The organism is Psychrosphaera algicola, assembly GCF_028401425.1.
Taxonomy (GTDB): domain Bacteria; phylum Pseudomonadota; class Gammaproteobacteria; order Enterobacterales; family Alteromonadaceae; genus Psychrosphaera; species Psychrosphaera algicola.
The window spans coordinates 879,367-903,295 of record NZ_JAQOMS010000002.1; the positions used below are offsets into that span (position 1 = coordinate 879,367).

Sequence of the window (23,929 nt, forward strand, 5' to 3'; positions counted from 1 at the left end):
CACTTTCTAGTCTTCTGGCAAGCTAAGGTCTAAAATATCATCAGAACTGTCCAAGTCTAGGCTGTTTTTATCGACCTTTTCTTTATTTTCTTTTTCCCTGCAGACTTATCACCGCCGGATTTTTTAAGTTTTATTAATTTAATTAAGTTCATAGGGTTTGGAAATGCCTTATTTAAGACAACAACCCAAATAATTATGAATCCAATAACCAATATAATCAGATTAATCAATATCACAAGGCCGATTGAAAGTTCTGGTTCTACTTCAACGGGAACAACCTCAACCGCTTTTTCAGACAACAGTTGTTCTTGCGACATCTCAGGTAAAATTTCAGCCTCGATTTCGGGGCCAGTTGTGACTATCTCATAAACAGGTAACTTAAGTTTAAAGTCGCGCCCAGACAAATCATTTCCAAAAACCTCAGTCGTTATTTTAAACGTACCAAATTCACTTTGAAAAATTTCTAACTCTCTTATGTGTTGCTCTGACAAACTAAAAGTTTGAGTTTCACCATTTGGAAATTCGATCAGGCCTTGAAACATCAATTTATCAGCTTCAATATACATAGGGTCAGCTTCAATCGTTACATAGTGGTATCGTTCGTTAGGGCCGGCTAATTTAACTTTATAGGATATTGGACTAGGTAGGACCGTAATAGGCTCATGTTCAATTTCACGTCCAAATAGTTCGGCTTCTAGTGTGTATTTAGGCATCCAAGTGCCAGTGACAACATCTATATAGTATGAAAGCGTAAAGACGCCGTCATTTGGCTTTTCGTCTAGCCCTTTGCCATCATCAAAAAATTCACCTAATCGATATAAATCGGCACCAAAGTTTTCTTGGTCTAAGTCATTAGTCGAATAAAGCGCAGAACGCACACGGACGACACTTCGAAATCCACTTTCGCTTATTATTTCTTGCGCATTAACTATCTTTGCTTCCGCTTTTAACACTTCATATTGGAAAATAAGGTCTGGTAATTTATCAACAATTAATTCAACTTCAGATAAGACTAAAACTTTACTGTCTTTTTCGATCATTCCAAGCGCTTGCCAAGGCCCAGCAATTGGATTTTTAATTCTTATTAAGTCAAAGTTAACGTCGGCATGCCACTCAAGGTTAATGCCATCGGCATCGCGAGTATAAAGTTTTGAACCATCAGGGCGGACAAGAACAATTGGTTTTGAACCGTGTTTTCGGAAAAACAACATTAGCAATTCATCAACTTCATAATCAACGCGAAATCGATTATTGAGTAATTTTACTTGGTTGCTGCCTTCAAAATTCTTAAGAAAAGCCAATTTTGGTACTGGATTGACTTGTTTTCCGTCAACTGGAATAGAAACCGGATTAACATTTACCGCATTGGCAAATGAGGATACAAATAAAAAAAGTGAAAAAATTATTGTTGTTGTGAATTTCGCCACAAACATGCTCCGTTTTTCTCTACAAGGTCGAGGCGGCTTTCATGTGCCTCTATTTCATTTTGTTCGGCAAATACAACTTTTAAATTACGTTGTTTGACCGTCGAATTTTCGATATTACTTAATCCCGCTGATTTTAGCTGTTGCGCCAAATCTAAATCGCCCTGCCCACCCGTCATTCTAAGGAAAACATCTGCTAAGATCTCAGAATCCAGCAAGGCGCCGTGCATCGTACGGTGTGTATTATCTATTTCATAACGACGACACAAGGCATCAAGATTATTCTTTTGGCTAGGTGCTTATCGCGGGCCATAACTAGTGTATCGACAATTCCACAGAAATCTGCAGTTTGAGTCCAATCTTGCCACAACTTACCAAATTCGTTATCCATATGACCTATGTCAAATGGCGCATTATGGATGACTAACTCGCCACCGCGAATATAATCAAAAACTCATCTGCGATATCTTTAAATAGTGGCTTGCCTTGAAGGAATTCATTTGTAATACCATGTACACCAATGGCTTCGTCTTCAATTGCACGACATGGGTCAATATAAACATGGAAGTTATTCCCTGTTAATCGTCTATTGATCATTTCCACACAACCAATTTCAATGATCCTATGACCCGCTTTCGGGTCGATACCTGTGGTTTCTGTATCGAGAATTATTTGTCGTTTTGCCATGAATCGTTTTTATTATTAATGTGATGTGGGTAGAGTATACTCCCTCTTCAGATTGAAAATCATCTTATTGGAGCTTTCATTTAATGAAATCTGTGAAAATTTATACCGACGGTTCTTGTTTAGGTAACCCCGGACCGGGTGGGTATGGGGCGTTAATGCTTTATAACGACCACAAAAAAGAATTAAGCCAAGGATACAAACTGACCACAAACAACCGCATGGAGTTGTTAGCTGTCATTAAAGCATTAGAAGCGTTAACGCAAAAATGCCAAGTATCTATTACCACCGACAGTAACTATGTTAAAGACGGTATTACTAAGTGGATAATTAATTGGAAAAAAACGGTTGGAAAACCGCGGCGAAACAACCTGTCAAAAATGTCGACCTTTGGAAGTTGCTTGACGAGCAAGTCGCACGTCATGACATAAAGTGGTTTTGGGTAAAAGGCCATTCAGGTCACCCAGAAAACGAACGTGTTGATGACTTAGCAAGAGACGCAGCAGAGTCTGGTGACTTTTTAGTTGATGCTGGTTTTAAAAAGTAACATCGTAGTATTAAACGAAAAAGAGGAACCTAGGTTCCTCTTTTTAATTCTAAAGTAAATGTTTTACTAAAATCTATTTCGCTTTTTTAGCGTCTGCAATCTTGCCACGCCAAATCGCTGGGCCAGTTTCATGTACGTTGTTGCCGGTAGAATCTACTGCAACAGATACTGGCATATCTTCTACTTCAAACTCATAAATAGCTTCCATACCTAAATCTTCAAATGCCACAACGCGTGATTTTTTGATTGCTTTAGATACTAAATAAGCCGCGCCGCCGACAGCCATTAAGTAAACCGCTTTTTGTTTAGCGATAGAGTCAACTGTTGCTGGACCTCGTTCCGATTTACCAATCATGCCAATAAGGCCAGTTTGCTCTAACATCATGTCAGTAAACTTGTCCATGCGTGTTGCTGTCGTTGGGCCAGCTGGGCCAACGACTTCGTCGCCAACCGCATCAACAGGACCTACGTAATAAATAAAACGATTGGTGAAATCAACACCTTCCGGCAAACCTTCACCTCGGTCTAACATGTCTTTAATGCGCTTATGAGCAGCATCACGACCCGTTAGTATTTTACCGCTTAATAGTACTGTTTCACCTGCTTTCCAGTCAGCGATATCAGCTTTTGTGCAATTATCGATGTTAACTCGACGCACATTTTCACCAAGCTCCCATGTAACTTTTGGCCAATCTTCTAATTTTGGTGGCTGTAAATTTGCAGGACCAGAACCATCTAAGAAAAAGTGAGCATGACGAGTCGCAGCGCAGTTTGGAATAAGCACTACTGGTTTAGATGCCGCATGAGTCGGGCAAGACTTAATTTTAATATCAACAACGGTAGTTAAACCACCAAGCCCCTGAGCGCCTATACCTAAATCATTAACAGCATTGTAGATGTCGATGCGAAGTTGTTCGTCCGTTGTTTCAGCGCCTTTTTCCATAAGTGCAGGCATATCAACAGGGTCCATTAAAGACTCTTTCGCCATTACGGCCGCTTTCTCTGCCGTACCGCCAATACCTATCCCTAACATCCCTGGAGGACACCAACCTGCCCCCATAGTTGGTACAGTTTTTTGATCCATTCAACAATATCGTCTGACGGATTTAACATCGCCATTTTAGATTTGTTTTCACTACCGCCGCCCTTCGCTGCAATCATCACTTCAATCTTATCGCCCGCAACTAAATCGATATGGACAACAGAAGGGGTATTGTCTTTGGTATTTTTACGTGCCCCAGCTGGGTCGGCAACAATTGACGCTCTTAGTGGATTATCTGAATTTAAATATGCCTGACGTGTACCTTCATCAACCATTTCTTGAACGGTTAACGCCGTATTATCCCACTTAACGTCCATACCCACTTTAACAAAACAAGTTACGATACCCGTATCTTGGCATATCGGACGACGTCCCTCTGCAGACATTCTTGAGTTTATTAAAATTTGTGCCATAGCGTCTTTAGCGGCCGGGTTTTGTTCCCGGTTATAGGCGTCTTCAACTGCTTTAACGTAGTCAAGTGGATGATAGTAGGAAATGTATTGCAGAGCATCGGCGATACTTTCAATAAAATCGGCTTGGCGGATTACCGTCATAATGACCTCTATTTTGTTTTGTATATTGGAAACAACTTATAAATTATAGTTGTTAATTTATGCTGTGTGTCATTTGTTTGTTCATCTTCGTTGACAAAAATCTCAAATGAGGAGATTAAAACCTAATTTACTTCCTAGTGTCGATGTAAATTAACTGAAATTTAGACACGAGGATGATACTCTTCCGAAAAACGTAAGCCAACAATTTAACAACGCAAATTTGTTGAAATTAGTAACTTTTTCGCTTAGTTAATAACCAGATAGTTTAATTGGACGTAAAAATATGTTTGTCAAACAGCTCCCAGTTTCCCCTTCGGAGTTAACCAATTTGCTGCAATCTCTACAACATAATAGTGGAACTGCATTTTTAGACTCGGCCTCGAGTGACCACAACAATAGCAACTTTTCTGTTTTTGCATGGGCGCCTCGATTTACACTTTTGGCCGACTTAAAAACAACGAGTATCTTTGAAAACAACCAGTTAATCGGGACAAGTTCTGCTGACCCACTAAGTTTAGTTAACCAATATTTGCAAACTATTCCACATGTAGACTCTAAATTGCCCTTCACAGGCGGCGCGATTGGTTATTGGGATTACGAACTTGGCGGTCGATATGAATCCTTACCTGCACCTAAAAACATGGATATATCGATGCCAAACATGCACGTTGGCATTTACGATCAAATCTTATTGTTTAAACCTAATTACACTGAAGTCTATTTTATTAGTCATCGCGAAAACGCTTCTGAAACATTCACTCAGCTTAATGACGTAAGCAAACAACCTAATTTGTTTGATAAGCCATTTAAATTGACCAGTCAGTGGCGGTCAAACATGACAAGAGCTGAATACGAAACCAAATTTGATAAGGTACAAGAATATTTATTATCGGGTGATTGTTACCAAATTAACTTGGCACAACGTTTTAAAGCTTCCTATCTTGGTGACGAATGGAACGCCTATTTAAGTTTACGAGAGAAAAACGCTGCGCCATTTTCGAGTTTTATTCGAATCGACCAAGGCGCAATTTTAAGCGTTTCACCAGAGCGTTTTTACAGGTTTGTAACAATAAAATTGAAACGAAACCCATTAAAGGCACTCGCCCTCGTTCTAAGGACAAACAACGAGACATTGCAAATGCAAACGAACTCGCAGTCGCCGAAAAAGACCGAGCAGAAAATTTAATGATTGTTGATTTATTGCGAAATGACTTGAGTAAAGTCGCGGTTCCCGGCAGTGTTTTAGTACCGCAATTATTTGCGATAGAAAGTTTTCCTGCGGTTCATCACTTAGTCAGCACAGTAACTGCGTCGATCCGCCCACCGTTCACTGCAATTGATTTATTGCGCGGTGCGTTTCCCGGAGGTTCCATTACAGGTGCACCTAAAATAAGAGCGATGGAGATCATTCATGAATTGGAACCTGATCCTCGAAGTGTGTATTGTGGCGCAATTGGGTATATCAAACCAAACGGCGACATGGACACAAATATCACCATCCGAACTTTAGTATGTAATCAACAACATATTTACTGTTGGGCCGGAGGTGGCCTTGTTGCTGACTCCATTTGTGACTCCGAATATCAAGAAACACTTGATAAGGTAAATCGCATTTTGCCAATTTTGGCCGCTATGTAACGGTTAATGAACAAGGTTATCAATCGAGGAAATTAGTAGGATAATTATGTCACCAGAGCATTTTTCAAGCCGATTTAGTTTGTTTCAAATAGATAGTCGTGACGCCCGTTACGAGGGGTTTTATACACCCAACCAAAGTTCAAAAGAGGCCGCTGTGTTAGTCCCTGTTGTAATAAGACCAACTGGGTTACACCTGTTGTTTACGCAACGTGCAGAACATATGAGACAACACCCTAGCCAAATTAGTTTCCATGGAGGTCGTATAGAGCATGACGACCCTAGCTTTTTGGCGGCTGCACTACGAGAAACAGAAGAAGAAATTGGGATCCCAGCGGCTCAAGTAAAACCGATTGGCTGGTTACCAAGTTTGCATTCCATCTCTAACTACACAATCCATCCATTAGTTGGATTTATCGATACTTCGACAAATTTAAATCTAAACCCCGACGAAGTCGCCCATAGCTTTGAAGTTCCATTAGAGCATTTTAGAAGTCGCAAAAACCATTCAACCATAAGCCCTACAAGAAAAAATAAAACTCAGGTTGTGCATTTCATGCCGTACAAGAACAAATTAATTTGGGGCGTTACTGCGACCATTATAGATAAACTGGTCCTACATCTCGGATAAATTAATCTCATGTGTATCATGATGTGAAAGCTTACAATCTAGGATACAATTACAACGTCTTTTTTAACGAGTTGTTAATTTTATGCTTAGTGTTTTTGATATGTTTAGTATTGGTATCGGTCCGTCAAGTTCACATACTGTAGGCCCAATGCGCGCAGCAAGAGAATTTGTGCTTTCGTTATCAATTAATAACCAAATGGCAAACGTCACCCATATTAAAACAGAATTATTTGGTTCTTTAGGCCAAACAGGTATTGGTCACGGTTCGGGTAAAGCGGTTATTTTGGGGTTGTTAGGTGAAGAGCCTGAATCAATTGACCCAAATACGGTTGCAGAAAAACTATCGGAAATTGAAACAACGCAAACAATTAATTTAAATGGTCAACACTTAGCGAACTTCCCACGCAAAGACGCAATTGTATTTCATCGCAGAAAAACCCTGCCTTTACATTCTAATGGCATGACCTTAAAAGCATTTAACAAAAATGAGTTGGTCGCAGAGCAAACCTTCTATTCTATTGGCGGTGGCTTCATCGTAAAACATGAAGATTTTGCCCAACAAAAAGCGGCGGCCACAACCCAATTAGATACACTTGTCGTGCCTTATGAGTTTTCGACAGGTAAGCAATTATTAGAATTGTGTTTAGAACACGGCCTTTCAATTCCTGCGCTAATGATGGCTAACGAGGTTGTGAGTCAGCCAAAATCCGACGTTAAAGCTAAATTAGTTGAGCTTTGGAATGTGATGTCCGCGTGTATCGACAGAGGCATTGAAACTGAAGGTATTTTACCTTAGCGGCCTAAAAGTAAAACGCCGTGCCCCTTCCCTTTACCGAAAGTTAAGCTCAGAGCAAAGTAATGATCCTCTTACCGTTATGGACTGGGTTAACCTGTTTGCTATGGCGGTTAATGAAGAAAACGCCGACGGTGGCCGAGTTGTAACAGCCCCAACTAACGGTGCAGCAGGTATAATTCCTGCTGTTGCTATGTATTATCACAAATTTGTAAAACCACTAAATGAAGAACTAATCGTCCGATATTTATTAACCGCCGGTGCCATTGGGATCTTATATAAAAAGAACGCGTCAATATCGGGTGCAGAAGTTGGATGCCAAGGGGAAGTTGGTGTTGCTTGTTCAATGGCAGCTGGCGCACTGGCTGAAATTCAAGGTGCGAGTGTTGAACAAGTTGAAAACGCGGCAGAGATTGGTATGGAGCATAACCTAGGTTTAACCTGCGACCCCGTTGGCGGCTTAGTTCAGGTTCCATGTATCGAACGTAATGCGATGGGAGCAATTAAAGCAATTAATGCTGCTCGCTTGGCACTGCGCGGAACTGGCGGTCAAAAAGTTTCTTTAGATAAAGTGATAAAAACCATGTGGGATACGGGCAACGACATGAAATCTAAATACAAAGAAACCGCTCGCGGTGGTTTGGCTGTAAACATAACAGAATGTTAATTAGCAGTTCATTTCAGTTAACGCATTTAATTAACTAAAATTTATGCTGATAATTATCGAGCTGTTCGATCAGTCTCCACCGTATATGTTGTTCGCTATAAACTCTCCATCAGAGCTATAGCGAACATTAAAAACCAACCGCGTAGAATTAGCGGAATAACTCAGCGTCGACAACGTTATTAAATTCTAATCGTCTACTTCTTATTAAATTCCGCTACATAACTCATGATATTAATATAACTGTCAGTCCAATATTGTTCTTTGTGGCTTGCTAAATAAGCTACTAACTGACGGTGTGCTTCAGTCGATACGGATAAATGATCGCCGCCAATTCCGTGAAAAATAAAGGTCACCGCTCCCCTTTGGCCTGCTGGCCTTTAACGTATTCAATTAGCTGCTGACCGCTAACCCCGTGAGGCATATAAACTTTATCGTATATTTTTCCATACTTGTTCTGCCACTTTATTGCGACAAAGTCGTCTTGAAGTGCTTCAACATAATTGCCATTGTCTGTCACAATGTCGCCACAGGGTGGCGTGTAAGTTCGTTTGGTTTTACCATCAATGCTAAAAAGTATTGCATTGGCCATTCTTACTTCTTCCCAAATTGCTTGGTTAGATGTGGTATCCAAATTTCTATGTTCTGGCACCCACGATCGACCTTCTTCATTCTTTCGACATGGATGAAATATAGTATGGTTACCGAGTTCATGGCCGTCCTTAGCAATTTGTCGCCACTCTTCTAAACGTGTTTGAACTGTAGAGTTCGATAACGTCAGAAAAAAGGAACCGTGAATATTGTATTTATTTAATACCGGAATGGCGTTATCTAATTGTGAATTGAGCGCGTCATCGTAAGACAGGTTCACCGCAAGCTTTGCGTTATTTGGCCAAATGATTTCTGAAGCATTTGTCGTTAAGGAGATAGAAAACAGGCTAAACAATACAAAGGCCAATTTAGATTTCAAAATTAATGTCATAAGCGTCAAATAGTTAAAAGTTGAAGAGCCTATACTAGGCGGCTCATTTTAAATTTCCAATTTTTTCTCGTTATGTTAACTGGTATAATCTTTCTTTTTCATAGTTTGTAATTTCATCATGTCGCTTCGAAGTCAGTTTCCATTTTTCCAACAGGGCCCCATTGTTTATTTAGACAGTGCAGCCACGACTCAGAAACCACAAAGCGTTATAGACTCAATAACCCGTTATTACCAACATGAAAACACCACAGTACATCGCAGTGCCTTTTCTCAAGCAAGTGCTTTAACCGACAAATACGAATCAATCCGAGCCAATGTCGCCAGTTTTATAGGCTCCACACACGCCCAAAATATAATTTGGACTAAAGGGACAACGGACAGTATTAATTTAGCCGCCATGGCTTGGGGCAATCAGAATATATCATCAGACGACCTAATCGTTGTTTTAGGCAGTGAACATCACGCTAATTTCGTTCCATGGCAACAACTCGCTAAACTCAAAAATGCCCATTTTAAAGTGGTTAATGTATTACCAAACGGCGATATTGACCTTTCCCATTTTGAGTCTCTCATGCTGCTACAGCCTAAACTGGTTGCGATTCAACATTGTTCAAATGCGCTAGGGAATATTTACCCGGTTAAGCAACTTGTAAAGCGGGCTAAAAAGTCAGGGGCAACAACACTGGTCGACGGAGCTCAAGCTATAGCCCATGTGCCGGTCAATGTCGAAGATATTGGTTGTGACTTTTATGCATTTTCTGGTCACAAAATGTATGGGCCAACGGGCATCGGTGTTTTATATGTCAACAACAGGATAAAACACCAATTAACGCCTGTTCAATTTGGTGGTGAAATGATCAGCCATGTATCAATTGAAAAAACAGAGTTTCGGCCATTCCCCCATTTCCTAGAAACAGGAACGCCAAATATAGCGGGCATAATCGGTTTAGGTGCAGCCCTTGAATTTATCCAGTCAAAGATGTTTTTTGAAGCATCAAAATCGTCTGCGTCGCTATACCAATACTTAATAAATCAACTACATGATATTGGAACAGTTCGAGTCTTGGGCAATACCAACAAAAACATCGGTGTTGTTTCTTTTGTTGTAGAAGACGAATCGGCTAGTGATATAGGCGCTCTGCTTAATGAACAACATATCGCGGTGCGCTGCGGGCATCATTGTGCTATGCCATTAATGACAGCATTAGGCATATCAGGTACTGTCCGTGTATCGCTTGGTTGTTACAATAATAAAGGTGACATTGATTTATTTATAACCGCCTTAAATAAATCACTTTCCCTACTTACACTTTAAAGCTGGAACAAATGACTTTTCTGCACCTCGCCAAACAATTTTCTATTTCACCTCAAAAAATAGAACAAACACTTAATTCCACCACAAGCTGGGAAACTCGCTATCGGGCGCTCATGTTATTGGGAAAAGCACTACCCGCTTTTCCTGAACACGCCAAACGGGATGAAAATAGAGTATTAGGATGCGAAAGCAATGTTTGGTTATATGCATACTTAGAAGACGACAAGTACTATTTTGCGATTGGCTCCGATGCCAAAATAGTTAAAGGCCTTATAGCTATTTTATTAAGTAAGATTAACGGGCAAAGCCAAAAAGACATTATTGAATTTGACTTACAACAGTATTTGACTGATTTAAAAATATTTGGCCAACTAAGCAGTTCTAGAACAAATGGGCTTAATGCGATCCGCAATAGAGTTGTAGACTACTTGTCTAACTAAATAAAGACCGATTTAGTAAATTCTTATCACTAAAAAGCCGCGTTAATAAGCGGCTTTTTAGTGACATAGTTTTAACGTTATTGGGTTATTTCTTCTTAGATAACCGAACTAAACCTAACAAAGCGGCTGAGAGTATAAATAACGAACTAGGTTCAGGTACTTCTTCAAATGCAGATGTGCCATTTTTTTCATTTGAAAACTCCCAACTTAACAATTTGTGATTTGTATAAGCGCCGCCAGTAGCCGAGGTGAAACCAGCATAAACATGATCAGTACCTAAAATAGCAGCTAAGTCAGCGGTATGTGTTAAAGCGGCAGTACTAAGGTAAGATATCTTGATCGTTAAAAAAGACATCAATAACTTTACTGGTATTGTCATAATTCAACCACGCATACCAAGTAATATTAGGGCTATCTAAGTTACTCAAACCAAGTGCATCTGTTGTTACTAATGCAGCCGAGTTAATATTGCCATTAAAGTTTATGCCAATATGGGAATCACTGCTTCCGTCACCAGCGCCATTGTTATAATTATCAAATTCAGACCAAAGCTATTGCTAATACCTTGATACCCTATCCCTCCGCCACTTGTGCCAGCTTGATTACTTGAACTTTGCAAAGTGAAGACCATGCCGTCTGCACCGCCGTTAATTTGGCCATCAAAATTGAACGAAAACTGCGTTGAAAATGAACCTTCGGTTAAATCAATTAAGTCAGTTGAAAAGACACTGCCATTTTTAGTTCCTTGAGCAGGTGTTAACTGTAATATATTACCCGCGACAACCTGCGCATCACCGTTTAAAGTTAACCCTACTGTCGAACTAAAGTCATTATATGTAATGACTGTCGCATTGGCTGTACCGACGACGCAGAAAAGTCCGATTTTGAATAATTTAGTTAAGTTCATAAAGTCCCAGTAATTTTATTTTATAATTAAATAAGTATTATTCAAAATCCATACCAAAAATTAATTTAATAATATTCAAATAGTTAACTTAACAAATTCTATTTATGTAAAAAATACTGACACTTTATGCCCGACCAAATACTCGTCCAATAGCCACAGAAATTGCATCTGGACGATTTGGATTACGCACTAAAGAAAGCAATGCCTGTCGCACTTCAGGGACGGCCACTAAATCGGAAAATAGACCGGCAAACAGGTTTTTATTGCCATGGGTGGCAACCTTTTCAAAGTAGGCCATCAAAACTTTTTCATCGTTAAGTAAATGCCACAAACGCCCTGCGATGACAATATATAGGGCTTCTTCCTCAGCTTCTTCGCTACTTAACAATTTAATCACTTGTTCTGTCAGTAAGGTTTTACTTTGGCTCCCTGCCATGCACCTTAAAGAATTGATCACTTGTTCGCGATCCCCTTGTTGTAAAAACTGGTTTTGCATTTCAATTAACTTTTCAGTCAAAGAAACGCCAATTTCAACATGCTCTAATGACGCTGCTAATGACCCCATAATTTGCACAGGGAGTTCATTTAAACAGTCACCTAATTTCTGGCCATTTTGCTCATCATTTATTCTAGCGCAATAATCGGCAATACCTTGAACCGTTAAGTCCTGCCATTTGTCACTATCTAACGCCCCGTAAAAGTAAGATTGTACGTGCTCATAATACATTGACGCAGGTTGCTTTAACTCAACTTTAACTTTGGCATTAAACATGGCCAATCGGTGTTGATCTGGCGTAAAAGAATAAGGGTGGTTGTCTAATTTGTCTGAATTATGGGTCCCTTGTGCAATAAGTTTATTACCAAGCTCTTTGATCACTAATGAAATGTAATGATCTCTTTGTTGTTGTTTTAGCAACCCCATTTCGTCGAGTTCAAACTGGAGAAACCAAATAAACGGGTTTTTGCGGTGTGTTGGTGAGTCTGACTTATCCCAAAATACAAAGGCAAAACGGGCTTTTTGCTGAATCGGGTATGGATAAGGTTTTTGATTGAGTTCAATTTTGTCAAATTCAGATTTAGAAATCGTTTGGATCCGACGCCCTAAATCAAAAATTCTATACTGGGCGTTTGCCTGCTCCATTAACACACCTAACGTAGGTACCGGATTATTCTCAGAGGACTGACTCATAAAACTCATTATTTTTTATAATTACAGATGGTGCGAATTATAGGGACATTTGATGCTTAGTGGTATCATAGTCGCACTTTTTTACAAATTTATTTGCCAATGACAGCTAAAATCTCGACGTATTTAATCGAACTTCAAAACGCCTTAATTGAAGAACAACTATGGTCTTGTGAAACACCAACTGTAACAGCACTATCAAGTTTGGAACCCTTTGCAATCGACACATTGGAAATAGAACAATGGTTACAATTTATATTTATTCCTAAGATGAATGCACTGATCCAAGCAGGCAAGCCATTACCCACACAACTCCATTTGTCCCCTATTGTACAAATGAGCTTTGCTAACCGAAACCTTGTCGCACCAAATACACTGGCCGCAGTAGCAGTTATTGATCGTAAATTTGTTGAGAAACCTTTTAATGCGTAAAATCGTTTTCACAGAAGCACCTGTAATTAGTGTCTTATATAAAGATGAATATATTGTCGTTATTGACAAGCCATCGGGTCTATTGGTCCACAGAAGTGAGATTGATAGGCATGAAACCTTGTTCGCTATCCAATTAACACGAGACACAATTGGGCAACATGTGTACCCAATACATCGACTTGATAGGCCCACCTCTGGGGTTTTGGTTTTTGCGTTAAGTTCTGATATTGCAAGGTTATTGTCAGAACAAATGCAAAACCATGTTATATCTAAAAAGTATCAGGCAATTGTCCGGGGACATTGTCCCGAACACGCCACGATAGACTATCCCTTGAAAGAAATTTTAGACAAAAAGTCTGACAAGTTAAAAGATAAATTAGCCGAGCCACAGTCAGCCATCACCACATTAACTAGGCTCGACATAGCGGAAATGCCTTTTGCTTCTGGGCGCTATGACACTTCGCGTTACTCACTTGTTGAACTAAGCCCTATCACTGGCAGAAAACATCAGTTAAGACGTCACATGGCCCACCTGAGACACCCGATGATAGGTGATACAACTCACGGTGATGGTAAACAAAACAAATCTGCTAGTATCAATTTAAACCTTCACAGATTGGCGCTGGTTGCTAAATCTATTAGTTTTGACCATCCAGTAAGTCATCAGCCACTAACCATAACCGCAAATCTTGATACATCATTAAAAAATGTATACCAAAAACTAGGCTGGCAAAAATGGTATTTTTGAGTTGCAGGTGATTACATCTTGCATGTTAGAATCGTTTATAATCAACTGAATACAAGGTCATTTTCCATGGCAAATATTGCAATCATAATGGGGTCGGTATACGGCGCTGCTGAATACTTAGCGGATACCATCGACAAAGAACTTAAAAAAGCAGGCCATACAACGACCTATAACGCCTCCCCCTTGTTACGGACATCCATGATGTTGACGCATCGTTGATCATTACATCAACCACAGGGCAAGGCGATTTACCGTCCAACATAGAAGATTTTTATTTTGCTGCGCAGGATAAAAGGCCGTCACATGCAGGAAAGCCCTTTGGTGTTATTTGTTTAGGTGATTCTAGTTATGAGTCGTTTTGTGGTGCCGGTGAAAAGCTAGAAGAGTTATTTTATGAGTTACAAGGTCGAGCACCCATTCCGATGTTGAAAATTGACGCCTGTGAAACGTTAGACCCAGATAGTATTGCACTCCCGTGGTTACAAAATTGGCTTACCCAAATTTAAACGCCACTTCAACATAAACGACAAGAAGTCGTTGGATTCAAAAAATAACCTTAAGCGCCTTATTTTCTATTTCCCAAAAACAAAAAGGCTTTCATCTGAAAGCCTTTTGCAGTTGTATCATCGTGTTCTAAACGTTTATTTTTTCTTACGTTTGTCTTCGACTTGCCACTTATCATCGGTGTACCAAGCACTCCACCCTGTCGCTTTACCTTCAGCATTTTCCGTCATGACATATTGCTGTTTGGTTTTTCGGCTAAAACGTACAACGGTTTTATTACCATCAGGGTCTTTAACCGGCGCGTCTGCTAAATAGTAAAACTTAGGACTGATCCTATCACGATACTTTTTCAATTCCGCCACAAGTGGTGCTCGAGTTTCACGTGATTTAGGGAAAGTCGATGCCGCCATAAATATACCTGAAGCGCCATCACGTAATACAAAATAACCATCTGACTTCGTGCATGGTAATTCTTTTAAGTGAACTGGATCTTCTTTTGGCGGCGCAGCTTCACCACTTTTAAGCAACTTGCGGGTGTTTTTACATTCTTCACCGGTACAACCAAAATATTTACCAAAGCGACCAGATTTAAGCTGCATATCACTGCCACACTTATCACACTCAATAAGTGGACCGTCATAGCCCTTAATTTTAAACTCGCCTTGTTCAACTACATGACCATCACAAATTGGGTTATTGCCGCAGATATGAATTTTACGTTTTTCGTCGATTAAATAACTGTCCATCGCAGTCGAACATTTAGGGCAACGCTTCATCTGACGAAGAACTTCAGTTTCAAGTTCTTCTTCATCTGACACATTTACGGCTTCTGCCTCATCACCATGAGTTAAATTCATGGTGTTGGTGCAACGCTCTTTAGGTGGCAAGGCATAACCTGAACACCCTAAAAACACCCCCGTTGAGGCCGTTCGAATATTCATGTCACGGCCACATTTGCTGCATTCAATATCGGTAGGGACTGGCGTATTTTCTCGCATCCCGCCGTCATCACTTTCACCAGCAGCTGTTGCTAGCTTTTTGGTAAAGTCTTCATAAAATATATCTAACAAACGTTTCCATTCTAAATCACCTTCTGCCACTTCATCTAAACGACCTTCCATTTTGGCAGTAAAGTCATAGTTGAGTAATTCAGTGAAATTTTCTACCAATCTATCGGTGACAATTTCACCCATTTTTTCAGCATAAAATCGTTTGTTTTCAAGACGAACATAACCACGGTCTTGAATTGTTGAAATAATCGAAGCATATGTCGACGGACGACCAATTCCACGTTTTTCCAATTCTTTAACTAAGCTCGCTTCTGAGAAACGCGCTATTGGTTTAGTAAAGTGTTGTTTTGGTAGCAATTCATTTAATGTAAGTGTTTCACCTACGGCAACATTTGGTAATTCAATATTGTCGTCATTGGCTTTTTTCATTGCACTTTGAACACGTGTCCAACCATCAAATTTTAATACGCGACCTTTAGCGCGCAATTCAAATTCACCAGCATTTACTGTTAAGTTTGTTACGTCATATTCAGCCGCTGTCATTTGACAGGCCAAAAATTGATTTCTAATTAAATCATACAAGCGAACCGCATCACGTTCCATACTCGCCAATTGCTCAGCATCTACGCCAACACTTGACGGACGAATTGCTTCATGCGCCTCTTGAGCCCCTTCTTTACTTCCGTAAAGATTAGGCTTTTCAGGCAAATACTTGTCGCCAAATTCACTTTGAATATACATACGACATGCGCCAACCGCTTCCGAACTCAAATTCGTCGAATCGGTACGCATATACGTAATATGACCGGCTTCATATAAACGTTGAGCCATCATCATGGTTTTCTTAACACCAAAACCAAGTCGTGTACTCGCCGCTTGTTGAAGTGTTGAGGTAATAAACGGCGCAGAAGGACGACTTTTTGAAGGCTTATCTTCTCGATTTACAACGGTATATGTTTGCGCTTTAATGGCCGCAAGTATCGTGTCCATCTGTGCTTTGTTCGTTGGCTTAAACGCCTTTCCAGACTGTTTAGCCACCTCAAGCATAATTGGTTGTTTTTCAGCCGTTGCGGTATCTGCATGTAAACGCCAAAACTCTTCAGGCACAAACGCCTTAATTTCACGTTCGCGGTCAACAACTAAGCGCACAGCTACAGACTGAACTCTACCTGCTGATAACCCACGAGCGATCTTTTTCCACAATAATGGTGAAACCATAAAGCCAACAACGCGGTCAAGAAAACGCCTAGCTTGTTGTGCGTTAACACAATCAATATTTAACTCGCCGGGTTTAGAGAACGCTTGTTGAATTGCACTTTTGGTTATTTCGTTAAAAACAACTCGTTTAAATTTACTGTCGTCGCCGCCAATGATTTCACGAAGGTGCCAAGCGATAGCTTCCCTTCTCTATCCAAATCCGTCGCGAGATAGATTTGGTCAGCGTTTGCTGCTAGTTTTTTAATTCAGCGACAACTTTTTCTTTGCTAAGGCAAGACTTGATAATTGGCCGCCCAGCCTTTTTCCGGATTGATCCCCATCCGGCCTACTAATGCTTCTTTGTCTTTTTTGCTTTTAGTTTCGCTTTTTCTTCTACGGACAACCCTTTAGTGGATGCTCGCTCTGCCGGTTTTTTGCACCACCAGACGTAGGAAGATCACGAATATGACCAACACTGGATTTCACGACAAAATCTTTGCCTAAGTACTTATTTATCGTCTTCGCTTTAGCCGGTGACTCAACGATGACCAGAGATTTTCCCATAATTCCTCAATCACTTAACAGGACGTTGCGCATTCTTTGCGTAGTTATACTAACTTATAAGATATATATGCGATTCTATTCGAACTCAAGGCAAATTCACCAACAATTTCTATGCAACATTTAGATTTTGTTGGTTAACTGCGTATAATATAACCTGTTTCATTACCTCGAAACGCACTAAATTCAATCCTTTCGGCGGAGAGGGTAAAATAAACAACATACAAATTACAAATAAAAATTAGAATAAAATCTGATTAGTTGATTGTTTTACAGAGGAAATGGAAAAAAGTCGAAAATTTTTTTCTGAATAATTATGTTATTCAGTCCGATAGCAGCTAGGAGTTATCTAAATAATGAAGTTTTTTGAAACAAATTTTGACGGTCTAGTCGGCCCTACACATAACTATGCGGGACTTTCAGTCGGAAATGTAGCATCACTAAATAACGCAAATGACATTTCTAATCCAAAAGCAGCTGCCAAACAAGGTTTGGCAAAAATGAAAGCGCTTCATGATATGGGCCTAAAACAAGGTGTTCTAGCTCCACAGGAACGTCCTGATTTAAATGCTCTGCGTCGTCTCGGATTCAGTGGGTCGGATGCAAGTGTGTTAGAACAGGCCGCTAAACAGAGCCCAGCGGTACTACGAGCAGTTTATTCTGCATCTAGCATGTGGACTGCCAATGCAGCGACGGTTTCGCCTAGTGGCGATACAGCGGACAATAAGGTTCATTTTACTCCAGCCAATTTAACCAACAAATTTCATCGTTCGTTAGAGCCGGAAACCAGTGGCCGAATTTTGAAAGCAATGTTTAATAACGAGCAACATTTTGCGCATCATACTCATCTTCCTGACAACGATCATTTTGGTGATGAAGGTGCAGCAAACCACACTCGCTTTTGTAGCGATTATGGCAGTAACGGTGTTGAAATGTTTGTATATGGTCGACATGCTTTCGATTCTTCAAAACCTGCACCGGTCAAATTCCCAGCGCGTCATACCTATGAAGCCTGCGAAGCTGTAGCACGATTACACAAATTGAATGACAGCAATACGGTTTATGTTCAACAAAACCCAGATGTTATTGATCAAGGTGTGTTTCATAATGACGTTATTTCTGTAGGTAATCAAAACGTGCTGTTTTATCACGAACAAGCATTTTTAAATACCGAACAAAAACTAGCGGAACTTGGCAATAAATACGAAGCCGCAACGGGCAAGTCTATGCACTTTGTTAAAGTCCCAACGGCTCAAGTGTCGGTTGACGACGCAATTCGTACGTACTTATTTAATACACAGTTAGTGGATATCGGCAATGGGCAAATGGCTATCATTGCGCCAATGGAATGCAGTGAAAACCCGAATGTTTCCGCCTATCTTGATAAGCTAGTGACCTTAGGAACACCAATTCAAAAAGTGCATTACTTTGACGTAAAACAGAGTATGCGAAACGGCGGTGGTCCTGCATGTTTGCGCCTACGAGTGGCATTAAGTGAGCAAGAGCTTGCCGCAACCAATCAAAACGTATTAATGTCTGATAAGTTGTTTGGGGAGTTAAATCACTGGGTTGACCGCAATTACCGTGACGAAATAAATGAAAGCGATTTACGTGATCCACAATTGGTCATCGAATCAAGACAAGCATTAGATGAGTTAACGCAAATATTACAACTTGGATCAGTTTACCCATTCCAAATTTGTTAATTTGTTAATTTGTTAATTTGTTAATTTGTTAATTTGTTAATTTGTTAATTTGTTAAAACAATAAAGTCACAAACAAAAAAATCCCTGCAACTGCAGGGATTTTTATTTGTAAAAACGTTGTCCAACTTTTAATTGACCGTGGAGCAAACTCCATCACTACCAAACAAATTAGGTGTCGGAGGTGAATCCTCGTTTGTCACATCGCCAGATGAATAAGGTAATACAAGCGGAACGGCTTGCATATATTCGGTCCCACCCACTTTCGCTTTGACGACCAAATTAATCTTAACCCAAGCACCATAGCTTTCTGCGTAGCGGATGTTGACGGTCGTTGCACCGTTTTCATCAGTAATTAGATCCCTAAAACGGTAACAACATTACTATAGGCTCAAGAGTACCATTTTGATTTCTATCTTCTGTAATACCATTGGTGTCAGAAATACCGTCGTGATTAAAATCATGTTCAACAACATCTAAATTTCCATCGCCGTCGATATCTTCAAAAAGTCCAACTTCAATTCCTTCAATTTTTTCATTTCCATCGAGATCTCGTCCAGCAATACCATCATAATAGTCTGGGTAGGTGTCTAGATAACCATCGCCATCTTTGTCTTCCGCTCCATCCGGCACACCATCGCCATCTAAATCAAGAATACCGTCCAATTTGCCATCACCATCGACATCTTCATTAACTCGATCAAAACGACCATCACCGTGATTACCGCCATTATTTACGTGAGCAATAGCATCTGCCAATGTTGCAGTAGTCGCTTCGTTAATATCGATATCATAATCCTGATGGCCTGCATCGCCTGTCACTCGTTTAGTATCTAGATCTTCAGTTAAATCCAACAATCCGTCGTTGTCTCGATCTTCACCGTCATCAAGTTTACCGTTACAGTTTACATCTTCGCCTGTATCTAAATTACCATCGTTGTTCAAATCGATATTACGGGCATCATCTAATGAACATACCCCTGCAACATATTCGTAAAATAAATCATGGTTATTATCGCCATCAATATCTTCATCGACGTCAATGTTAAGGTCTCCATCAAGATCTTCGGCAATATCCAACACTCGGTCACCATCAACATCTTCGTTAAATGTATCTAAACGACCATCACCGTCTATATCTTCTTTATACAGATCAAATTTGCCATCACCATCAATGTCTTCAATCTGATCTAAATAGCCATCTCGGTCAATATCTTCATTTGGACACTCTCCAGCAGCAAACGGAACGTACTTATCAAACTCCCCTTCATCATTATATGCAATTGCCCAAAAACCTTCGATATATGACTCCGGTACAGCCGATACCGATAGTTCGACCCCTTCTACAGGATTAGACTCAACATCAGTTACAATAACCGAGAATGACTTTTGATATTCTATATCACTAGCTGAATCCAAAGTATTGCCAGCACCGACCGCAATAAACAACTCTCTATCAGCGACAGTGAGTTTAACCTCATCGTGAACACAACTATCACTTTCTTCGCAGTGAAAAATATCATTTCTACGATTTTGGTCAGTAATATCATTCGGCTCAGTTAATACATTTAAGCAATCCCCAGAATCTTTGGCAACATCCGTACATGCCGCGACCACCACGCCGTCCAGCGCAGAGATACCATTTGAGGTATATACCGTTGTTGCAAGTCCATTGCTGTCTGTAATATCAGACTGTCTTGATATCGAACCATTACTCACATCATAAAGCGTGAAGTTAACGATTTTATTTTTAACAAAGTTACCTAAGTCATCTACAACAACAGCACTAACCGTCGATTTTTGACCATTTGGACCTAATGAGAATGGCGAAGCCTGAACTTGCAATAAGTGCGCGATTTCAGCCACAAACTCCACATTAAAACTCGCTGATAATCCGTCAGCTTTTGCCGTTATAATAGCAGGGCCGGCGTCAGTAGAAGTCATATTAACGCAAATTTGACCAGACGCATTTGTCGTATTAGATGCAGTTGTATCGTCTGCACAATCAACTGCGACTATATTACCGCGTGTTGAAGAAAACAAAACGTTGCCTACATTTGGCACATCATCTTTCTGCCAAGTTAGGGTTAATTGCCCACCACTAAGAGGAACTTCATTCGTACTGTTATTTGCAACATACGCGGCGCCATCAAATACTTTCAAATCTGAAATGACAAAACTATCTGGCGATACCGACAATGCAAGCTGTCCTGACTCGCCAAGTGCCTCTGCCGTTAACGTATCCAAACCACTATTATCTGCCGTCAATCTAAATGTCGCACTACCTGTAGAGTCAGTCGTGACATATTGGCTAACGGTTCCGTCCGCATTGTCTATTTGATTTAAAACGTTGCCGTCACTTTTAGTAAACGTATTACCAGCTTGTGAACTAATTATAATGTTTCGTTGTGCTATGCCATTTCCGTCTGAGTCAAGCATAACTACCGTCATATCTACTGTGTCACCCGTAACGATAGAGTTATTGCCAACAATTTTAATTGTCGTGCCTGATACTTCAATTGTGACGGAGGCACTTTTATCGCCAACAAAAGCTGAAGCACTGATGGTTCGAGATTCTGGGTTATTTAATGTTTTTAATAATGCGGTTGCCACACCGTTCGCTGCCGTACTAGGCTCGGTTACCTTGGATAACCCCAGTATCCGAACTAAAGGAAACTTGAATATCTTCCATCAAGTTGTTTTGACGATCTTTAACTAACGCTAATAATTCAATTACATCTGAACCAGAAGAAGCTAATTGCACACTACTAGCCAACAACTCAATACTACCAATTTCTTTTACCGGCTCTTGATTACCGTCACCTAATGACTCAAAAGCAATAAGTGATGTCTTACCGTCATCAAAAGTCACTTGAATATAACCGGCTCCACTTACGTCTGTGGCGATTAAGTTGATAGACGCAAAACCATTGCTGTCTGTTAAATCTGAACCTAAATCATTACTTAACGTTGCCAATCGATTTGCATCACCAACAAGGCTAATTGTTACTAAGCTACGTGAAATAGGAGTGCCATCCGCTTGCGCCAGCTTTATTAAAATAGTCCCCGGCTGAGCAGATGAAATCGTTGTTATACTCGACACAGATACACCCGCATATAACTCATACGTTGTACTAGAAGGAATTAAAAAGACACCATAACTGATTTCATCACTACCTGAATTAATTACACCTAGTGACGTAAAACCTAAATTAACTTTATTTACGGAGATATTGGATGCCGGTACATCTACGGTTATTGTTCCCGTCCCTGCTACATTGGCACCAGTGAGTGTAATAGAGGCGACACCTTGATCGTTCGTCGTAATACTCGTACCTGACAATGAGGCAAAGTTATTATTAGTCGAAGTAAATGTGACGACCTCACCCGCAAGAGCAACACCATTATTAGTTAACGTTGCATTTACGATCAGGTTTTCGCCAGAGGACAAAGTGGAATCAACTTCGTTATTAGTATTGACCATAGATACGATTAGACTGTAATTTGCCGCTTCACCTGAGTTACCTTGACCAATTGATTTAAAAGTAATTAGGGTTTCGACGCCATCATCGAAGACAACTTTTAGATAACCAGCCCCGCTTAATTCTGTTGCATTAATTTTAAAGAATGCAAAACCGTTATCATCTGTTAAATCTTTTCCAAGATCGTTACTTAAAGTCGCAATTTTTTCTGCATCGTCCACTAATTGCAATTCAACTAAACTATTTGAAATTGCATTCCCATCTGCATCTGAGTATTTAATTAGTAACGTTGCAGCTTGAGTCGTAGATATTGTGTTTAAAGAAGAGCTTGTGATATTTGCATAATCGGCATAAACCGTCGTGGCAGGAACCAAATAAACGTCGTGGTTAAACTCACCATTACGAACCGTTTCACGTCCTTCACTAGAAAAGTTAAGCGCAACATCTGCAACGTTTAGGGTTGAGTCATTTGCTGATACGGTAAGAACCCCTTCACCGGCTGTTACTAAACCAACAATTTCAATTTCGGCAATACCGTCACCGTCAGTAACTGCAGAGCTGCTCGACAAAGAAGCTAATAAACTGTTAGAGCTGCTGAAGTTAATTGTTTTTCCAGAAACAACTTCACCACTATTCGTTAGTGTCGCTCGAACAATGAGTGTCGAACCTTCAGTCAAATTTGAATTTGCAGTTTCAGATGAAGTGATTAATGTCGCCACTAACGTATAATCATCAGTCGTTGTTTCATCAGTGTCGTCTATAACATCGCCACCGCCTGAACAAGCAGCCCCAACCAACGAAAATAATCCAATCAAAAATAATTTTGAAAGGCGCTTGAATAAGGTGGGTACCATGCAACTTCTCCCTAAAGTCAAAAACTATACAGTTATGTGGTTTTCACACACGTTAGGTGTACGTTAATAAATATCAAATTATTTAACAAACCTTTTCTTCAAAAATTAGGTGTTATTTCCAGTAATGACAAGGTTTTATGATGAATTCAACAGAAAAATAGGTATATACTTATGTTTATATAAAATAACGATAAGAACTAATAGTAATGTCAACGAACTCTTCAAATCGAAAACTCGGGCTCACAGCTCGCATATTAATAGGTTTATTTGCCGGTATCGGTACTGGTCTTTTGTTAAAACTCATTTTTGGTGAACAGGGTGATTTAATTATCCCATTGGGCTTTACCTCTCTATCGATCAAATCGTTTTTTGTCGATGGATTATTCCATGTCGGTGGAAGTGTTTTTGTCTCAAGTTTAAAAATGATTGTCGTGCCTTTGGTTTTTGTTTCCTTGGTAGTGGGCACCTGTTCATTAAATGACGCCAGCAAATTGGCTAGATTAGGCGGCAAGTCTATTTCTATGTATCTACTAACAACGGCAATTGCCATTACGCTAGCAATATTGTTTGCGTTATTTGTCGGGCTAAAGCACTGGCGTAGATATTCCAACTAACCAAGTATTTGAAGCCAAAC

Annotated in this window: 17 protein-coding genes and 6 pseudogenes; 12 read left to right on the forward strand and 11 right to left on the reverse strand. The window is 40.0% G+C overall.

Translation table 11 applies throughout. The features are described 5' to 3' along the window. Positions 1-56: 56 nt before the first annotated feature. Both PN838_RS04755 and dnaQ read right to left on the reverse strand, forming a co-directional pair. Entirely contained in the window at positions 57-1,427 is a 1,371-nt protein-coding gene (locus PN838_RS04755; protein WP_272179896.1) for a TIGR03503 family protein, read from the reverse strand. Beyond that, positions 1,403-2,111 (reverse strand): annotated as a pseudogene (gene dnaQ, locus PN838_RS04760) (DNA polymerase III subunit epsilon). The gene PN838_RS04755 and the pseudogene dnaQ overlap by 25 nt, the downstream one beginning before the upstream one ends. Before the next feature lie 83 nt (positions 2,112-2,194). Here dnaQ and rnhA point away from each other — a divergent pair. Beyond that, positions 2,195-2,655, forward strand: a pseudogene (rnhA, locus tag PN838_RS04765) (ribonuclease HI). A 73-nt stretch (positions 2,656-2,728) separates the two neighbouring features. On the opposite strand, the pseudogene PN838_RS04770 reads toward rnhA, so the two are convergent. Next, positions 2,729-4,251 (reverse strand): annotated as a pseudogene (locus PN838_RS04770) (fumarate hydratase). Between the two features lie 283 nt (positions 4,252-4,534). Here PN838_RS04770 and pabB point away from each other — a divergent pair. The 3 genes and pseudogenes from pabB (at position 4,535) to PN838_RS04785 (ending at position 7,977) form a co-directional block, all read left to right on the forward strand. After that, positions 4,535-5,889 (forward strand): annotated as a pseudogene (gene pabB / locus PN838_RS04775) (aminodeoxychorismate synthase component I). 46 nt (positions 5,890-5,935) lie between these two features. Next, a complete protein-coding gene (locus PN838_RS04780) occupies positions 5,936-6,517 on the forward strand; it encodes a CoA pyrophosphatase (RefSeq protein WP_272179897.1) in 582 nt (193 codons plus the stop codon). Positions 6,518-6,599: 82 nt separating this feature from the next. After that, positions 6,600-7,977, forward strand: a pseudogene (locus PN838_RS04785) (L-serine ammonia-lyase). A 194-nt stretch (positions 7,978-8,171) separates the two neighbouring features. Here PN838_RS04785 and PN838_RS04790 read toward each other — a convergent pair. Next, entirely contained in the window at positions 8,172-8,330 is a 159-nt protein-coding gene (locus tag PN838_RS04790; protein ID WP_272179898.1) for a hypothetical protein, read from the reverse strand. After that, complete coding sequence (locus PN838_RS04795; RefSeq protein WP_272179899.1) at positions 8,327-8,944, reverse strand: polysaccharide deacetylase family protein; 618 nt, start codon at positions 8,942-8,944, stop codon at positions 8,327-8,329. Before PN838_RS04795 ends, PN838_RS04790 begins: the two co-directional genes overlap by 4 nt. 130 nt (positions 8,945-9,074) lie before the next feature. Between PN838_RS04795 and PN838_RS04800 the strand changes: the two genes are divergently transcribed. Both PN838_RS04800 and PN838_RS04805 read left to right on the forward strand, forming a co-directional pair. Further along, on the forward strand, positions 9,075-10,271 hold the full coding sequence (locus PN838_RS04800; RefSeq protein ID WP_272179900.1) for a cysteine desulfurase: 1,197 nt from the start codon (positions 9,075-9,077) through the stop codon (positions 10,269-10,271). An 11-nt stretch (positions 10,272-10,282) separates the two neighbouring features. Next, positions 10,283-10,711, forward strand: a complete 429-nt coding sequence (locus PN838_RS04805; RefSeq protein WP_215962084.1) for a SufE family protein — start codon at positions 10,283-10,285, stop codon at positions 10,709-10,711. A gap of 85 nt (positions 10,712-10,796) precedes the next feature. Here the strand turns inward: PN838_RS04805 and PN838_RS04810 are convergent, their stop codons facing one another. From PN838_RS04810 to PN838_RS04820, 3 genes are all read right to left on the reverse strand, one after another. After that, a complete protein-coding gene (locus tag PN838_RS04810) occupies positions 10,797-11,090 on the reverse strand; it encodes a PEP-CTERM sorting domain-containing protein (RefSeq protein WP_272179901.1) in 294 nt (97 codons plus the stop codon). Positions 11,091-11,192: 102 nt separating this feature from the next. Then, a complete protein-coding gene (locus tag PN838_RS04815; RefSeq protein WP_272179902.1) occupies positions 11,193-11,618 on the reverse strand; it encodes an L-type lectin family protein in 426 nt (141 codons plus the stop codon). A 124-nt stretch (positions 11,619-11,742) separates the two neighbouring features. After that, complete coding sequence (locus tag PN838_RS04820) at positions 11,743-12,807, reverse strand: DUF3549 family protein (RefSeq protein WP_215962086.1); 1,065 nt, start codon at positions 12,805-12,807, stop codon at positions 11,743-11,745. Between the two features lie 99 nt (positions 12,808-12,906). Between PN838_RS04820 and PN838_RS04825 the strand changes: the two genes are divergently transcribed. The 4 genes from PN838_RS04825 to PN838_RS04840 all read left to right on the forward strand — a co-directional run bounded on the left by PN838_RS04825 (position 12,907) and on the right by PN838_RS04840 (position 14,490). Beyond that, on the forward strand, positions 12,907-13,236 hold the full coding sequence (locus tag PN838_RS04825) for a YqcC family protein (RefSeq protein WP_272179903.1): 330 nt from the start codon (positions 12,907-12,909) through the stop codon (positions 13,234-13,236). Next, positions 13,229-13,984, forward strand: a complete 756-nt coding sequence (gene truC / locus PN838_RS04830; RefSeq protein WP_215962088.1) for a tRNA pseudouridine(65) synthase TruC — start codon at positions 13,229-13,231, stop codon at positions 13,982-13,984. The genes PN838_RS04825 and truC overlap by 8 nt, the downstream gene beginning before the upstream one ends. Positions 13,985-14,050: 66 nt before the next feature. Next, positions 14,051-14,203, forward strand: a complete 153-nt coding sequence (locus tag PN838_RS04835) for an NADPH-dependent FMN reductase family protein (RefSeq protein ID WP_272179904.1) — start codon at positions 14,051-14,053, stop codon at positions 14,201-14,203. Further along, positions 14,200-14,490, forward strand: a complete 291-nt coding sequence (locus tag PN838_RS04840) for a flavodoxin domain-containing protein (protein ID WP_272179905.1) — start codon at positions 14,200-14,202, stop codon at positions 14,488-14,490. Before PN838_RS04835 ends, PN838_RS04840 begins: the two co-directional genes overlap by 4 nt. A 135-nt stretch (positions 14,491-14,625) precedes the next feature. On the opposite strand, the pseudogene topA reads toward PN838_RS04840, so the two are convergent. Next, positions 14,626-17,259 (reverse strand): annotated as a pseudogene (gene topA, locus PN838_RS04845) (type I DNA topoisomerase). 353 nt (positions 17,260-17,612) lie between these two features. On the opposite strand from topA, the gene astB reads away from it, so the two are divergent. Then, complete coding sequence (gene astB, locus PN838_RS04850; RefSeq protein ID WP_215962091.1) at positions 17,613-18,962, forward strand: N-succinylarginine dihydrolase; 1,350 nt, start codon at positions 17,613-17,615, stop codon at positions 18,960-18,962. A gap of 360 nt (positions 18,963-19,322) precedes the next feature. Here astB and PN838_RS04855 read toward each other — a convergent pair whose 3' ends face one another. Beyond that, positions 19,323-21,572 carry a hypothetical protein gene (locus PN838_RS04855; protein ID WP_272179906.1) on the reverse strand — a complete coding sequence of 750 codons (2,250 nt, stop codon included), beginning with the start codon at positions 21,570-21,572 and terminating at the stop codon, positions 19,323-19,325. A 16-nt stretch (positions 21,573-21,588) separates the two neighbouring features. After that, entirely contained in the window at positions 21,589-23,295 is a 1,707-nt protein-coding gene (locus PN838_RS04860; protein ID WP_272179907.1) for an Ig-like domain-containing protein, read from the reverse strand. A gap of 206 nt (positions 23,296-23,501) precedes the next feature. Here PN838_RS04860 and PN838_RS04865 point away from each other — a divergent pair, with 206 nt between their 5' ends. Then, positions 23,502-23,909, forward strand: a complete 408-nt coding sequence (locus PN838_RS04865; protein WP_272179908.1) for a cation:dicarboxylate symporter family transporter — start codon at positions 23,502-23,504, stop codon at positions 23,907-23,909. Positions 23,910-23,929 lie beyond the last annotated feature (20 nt).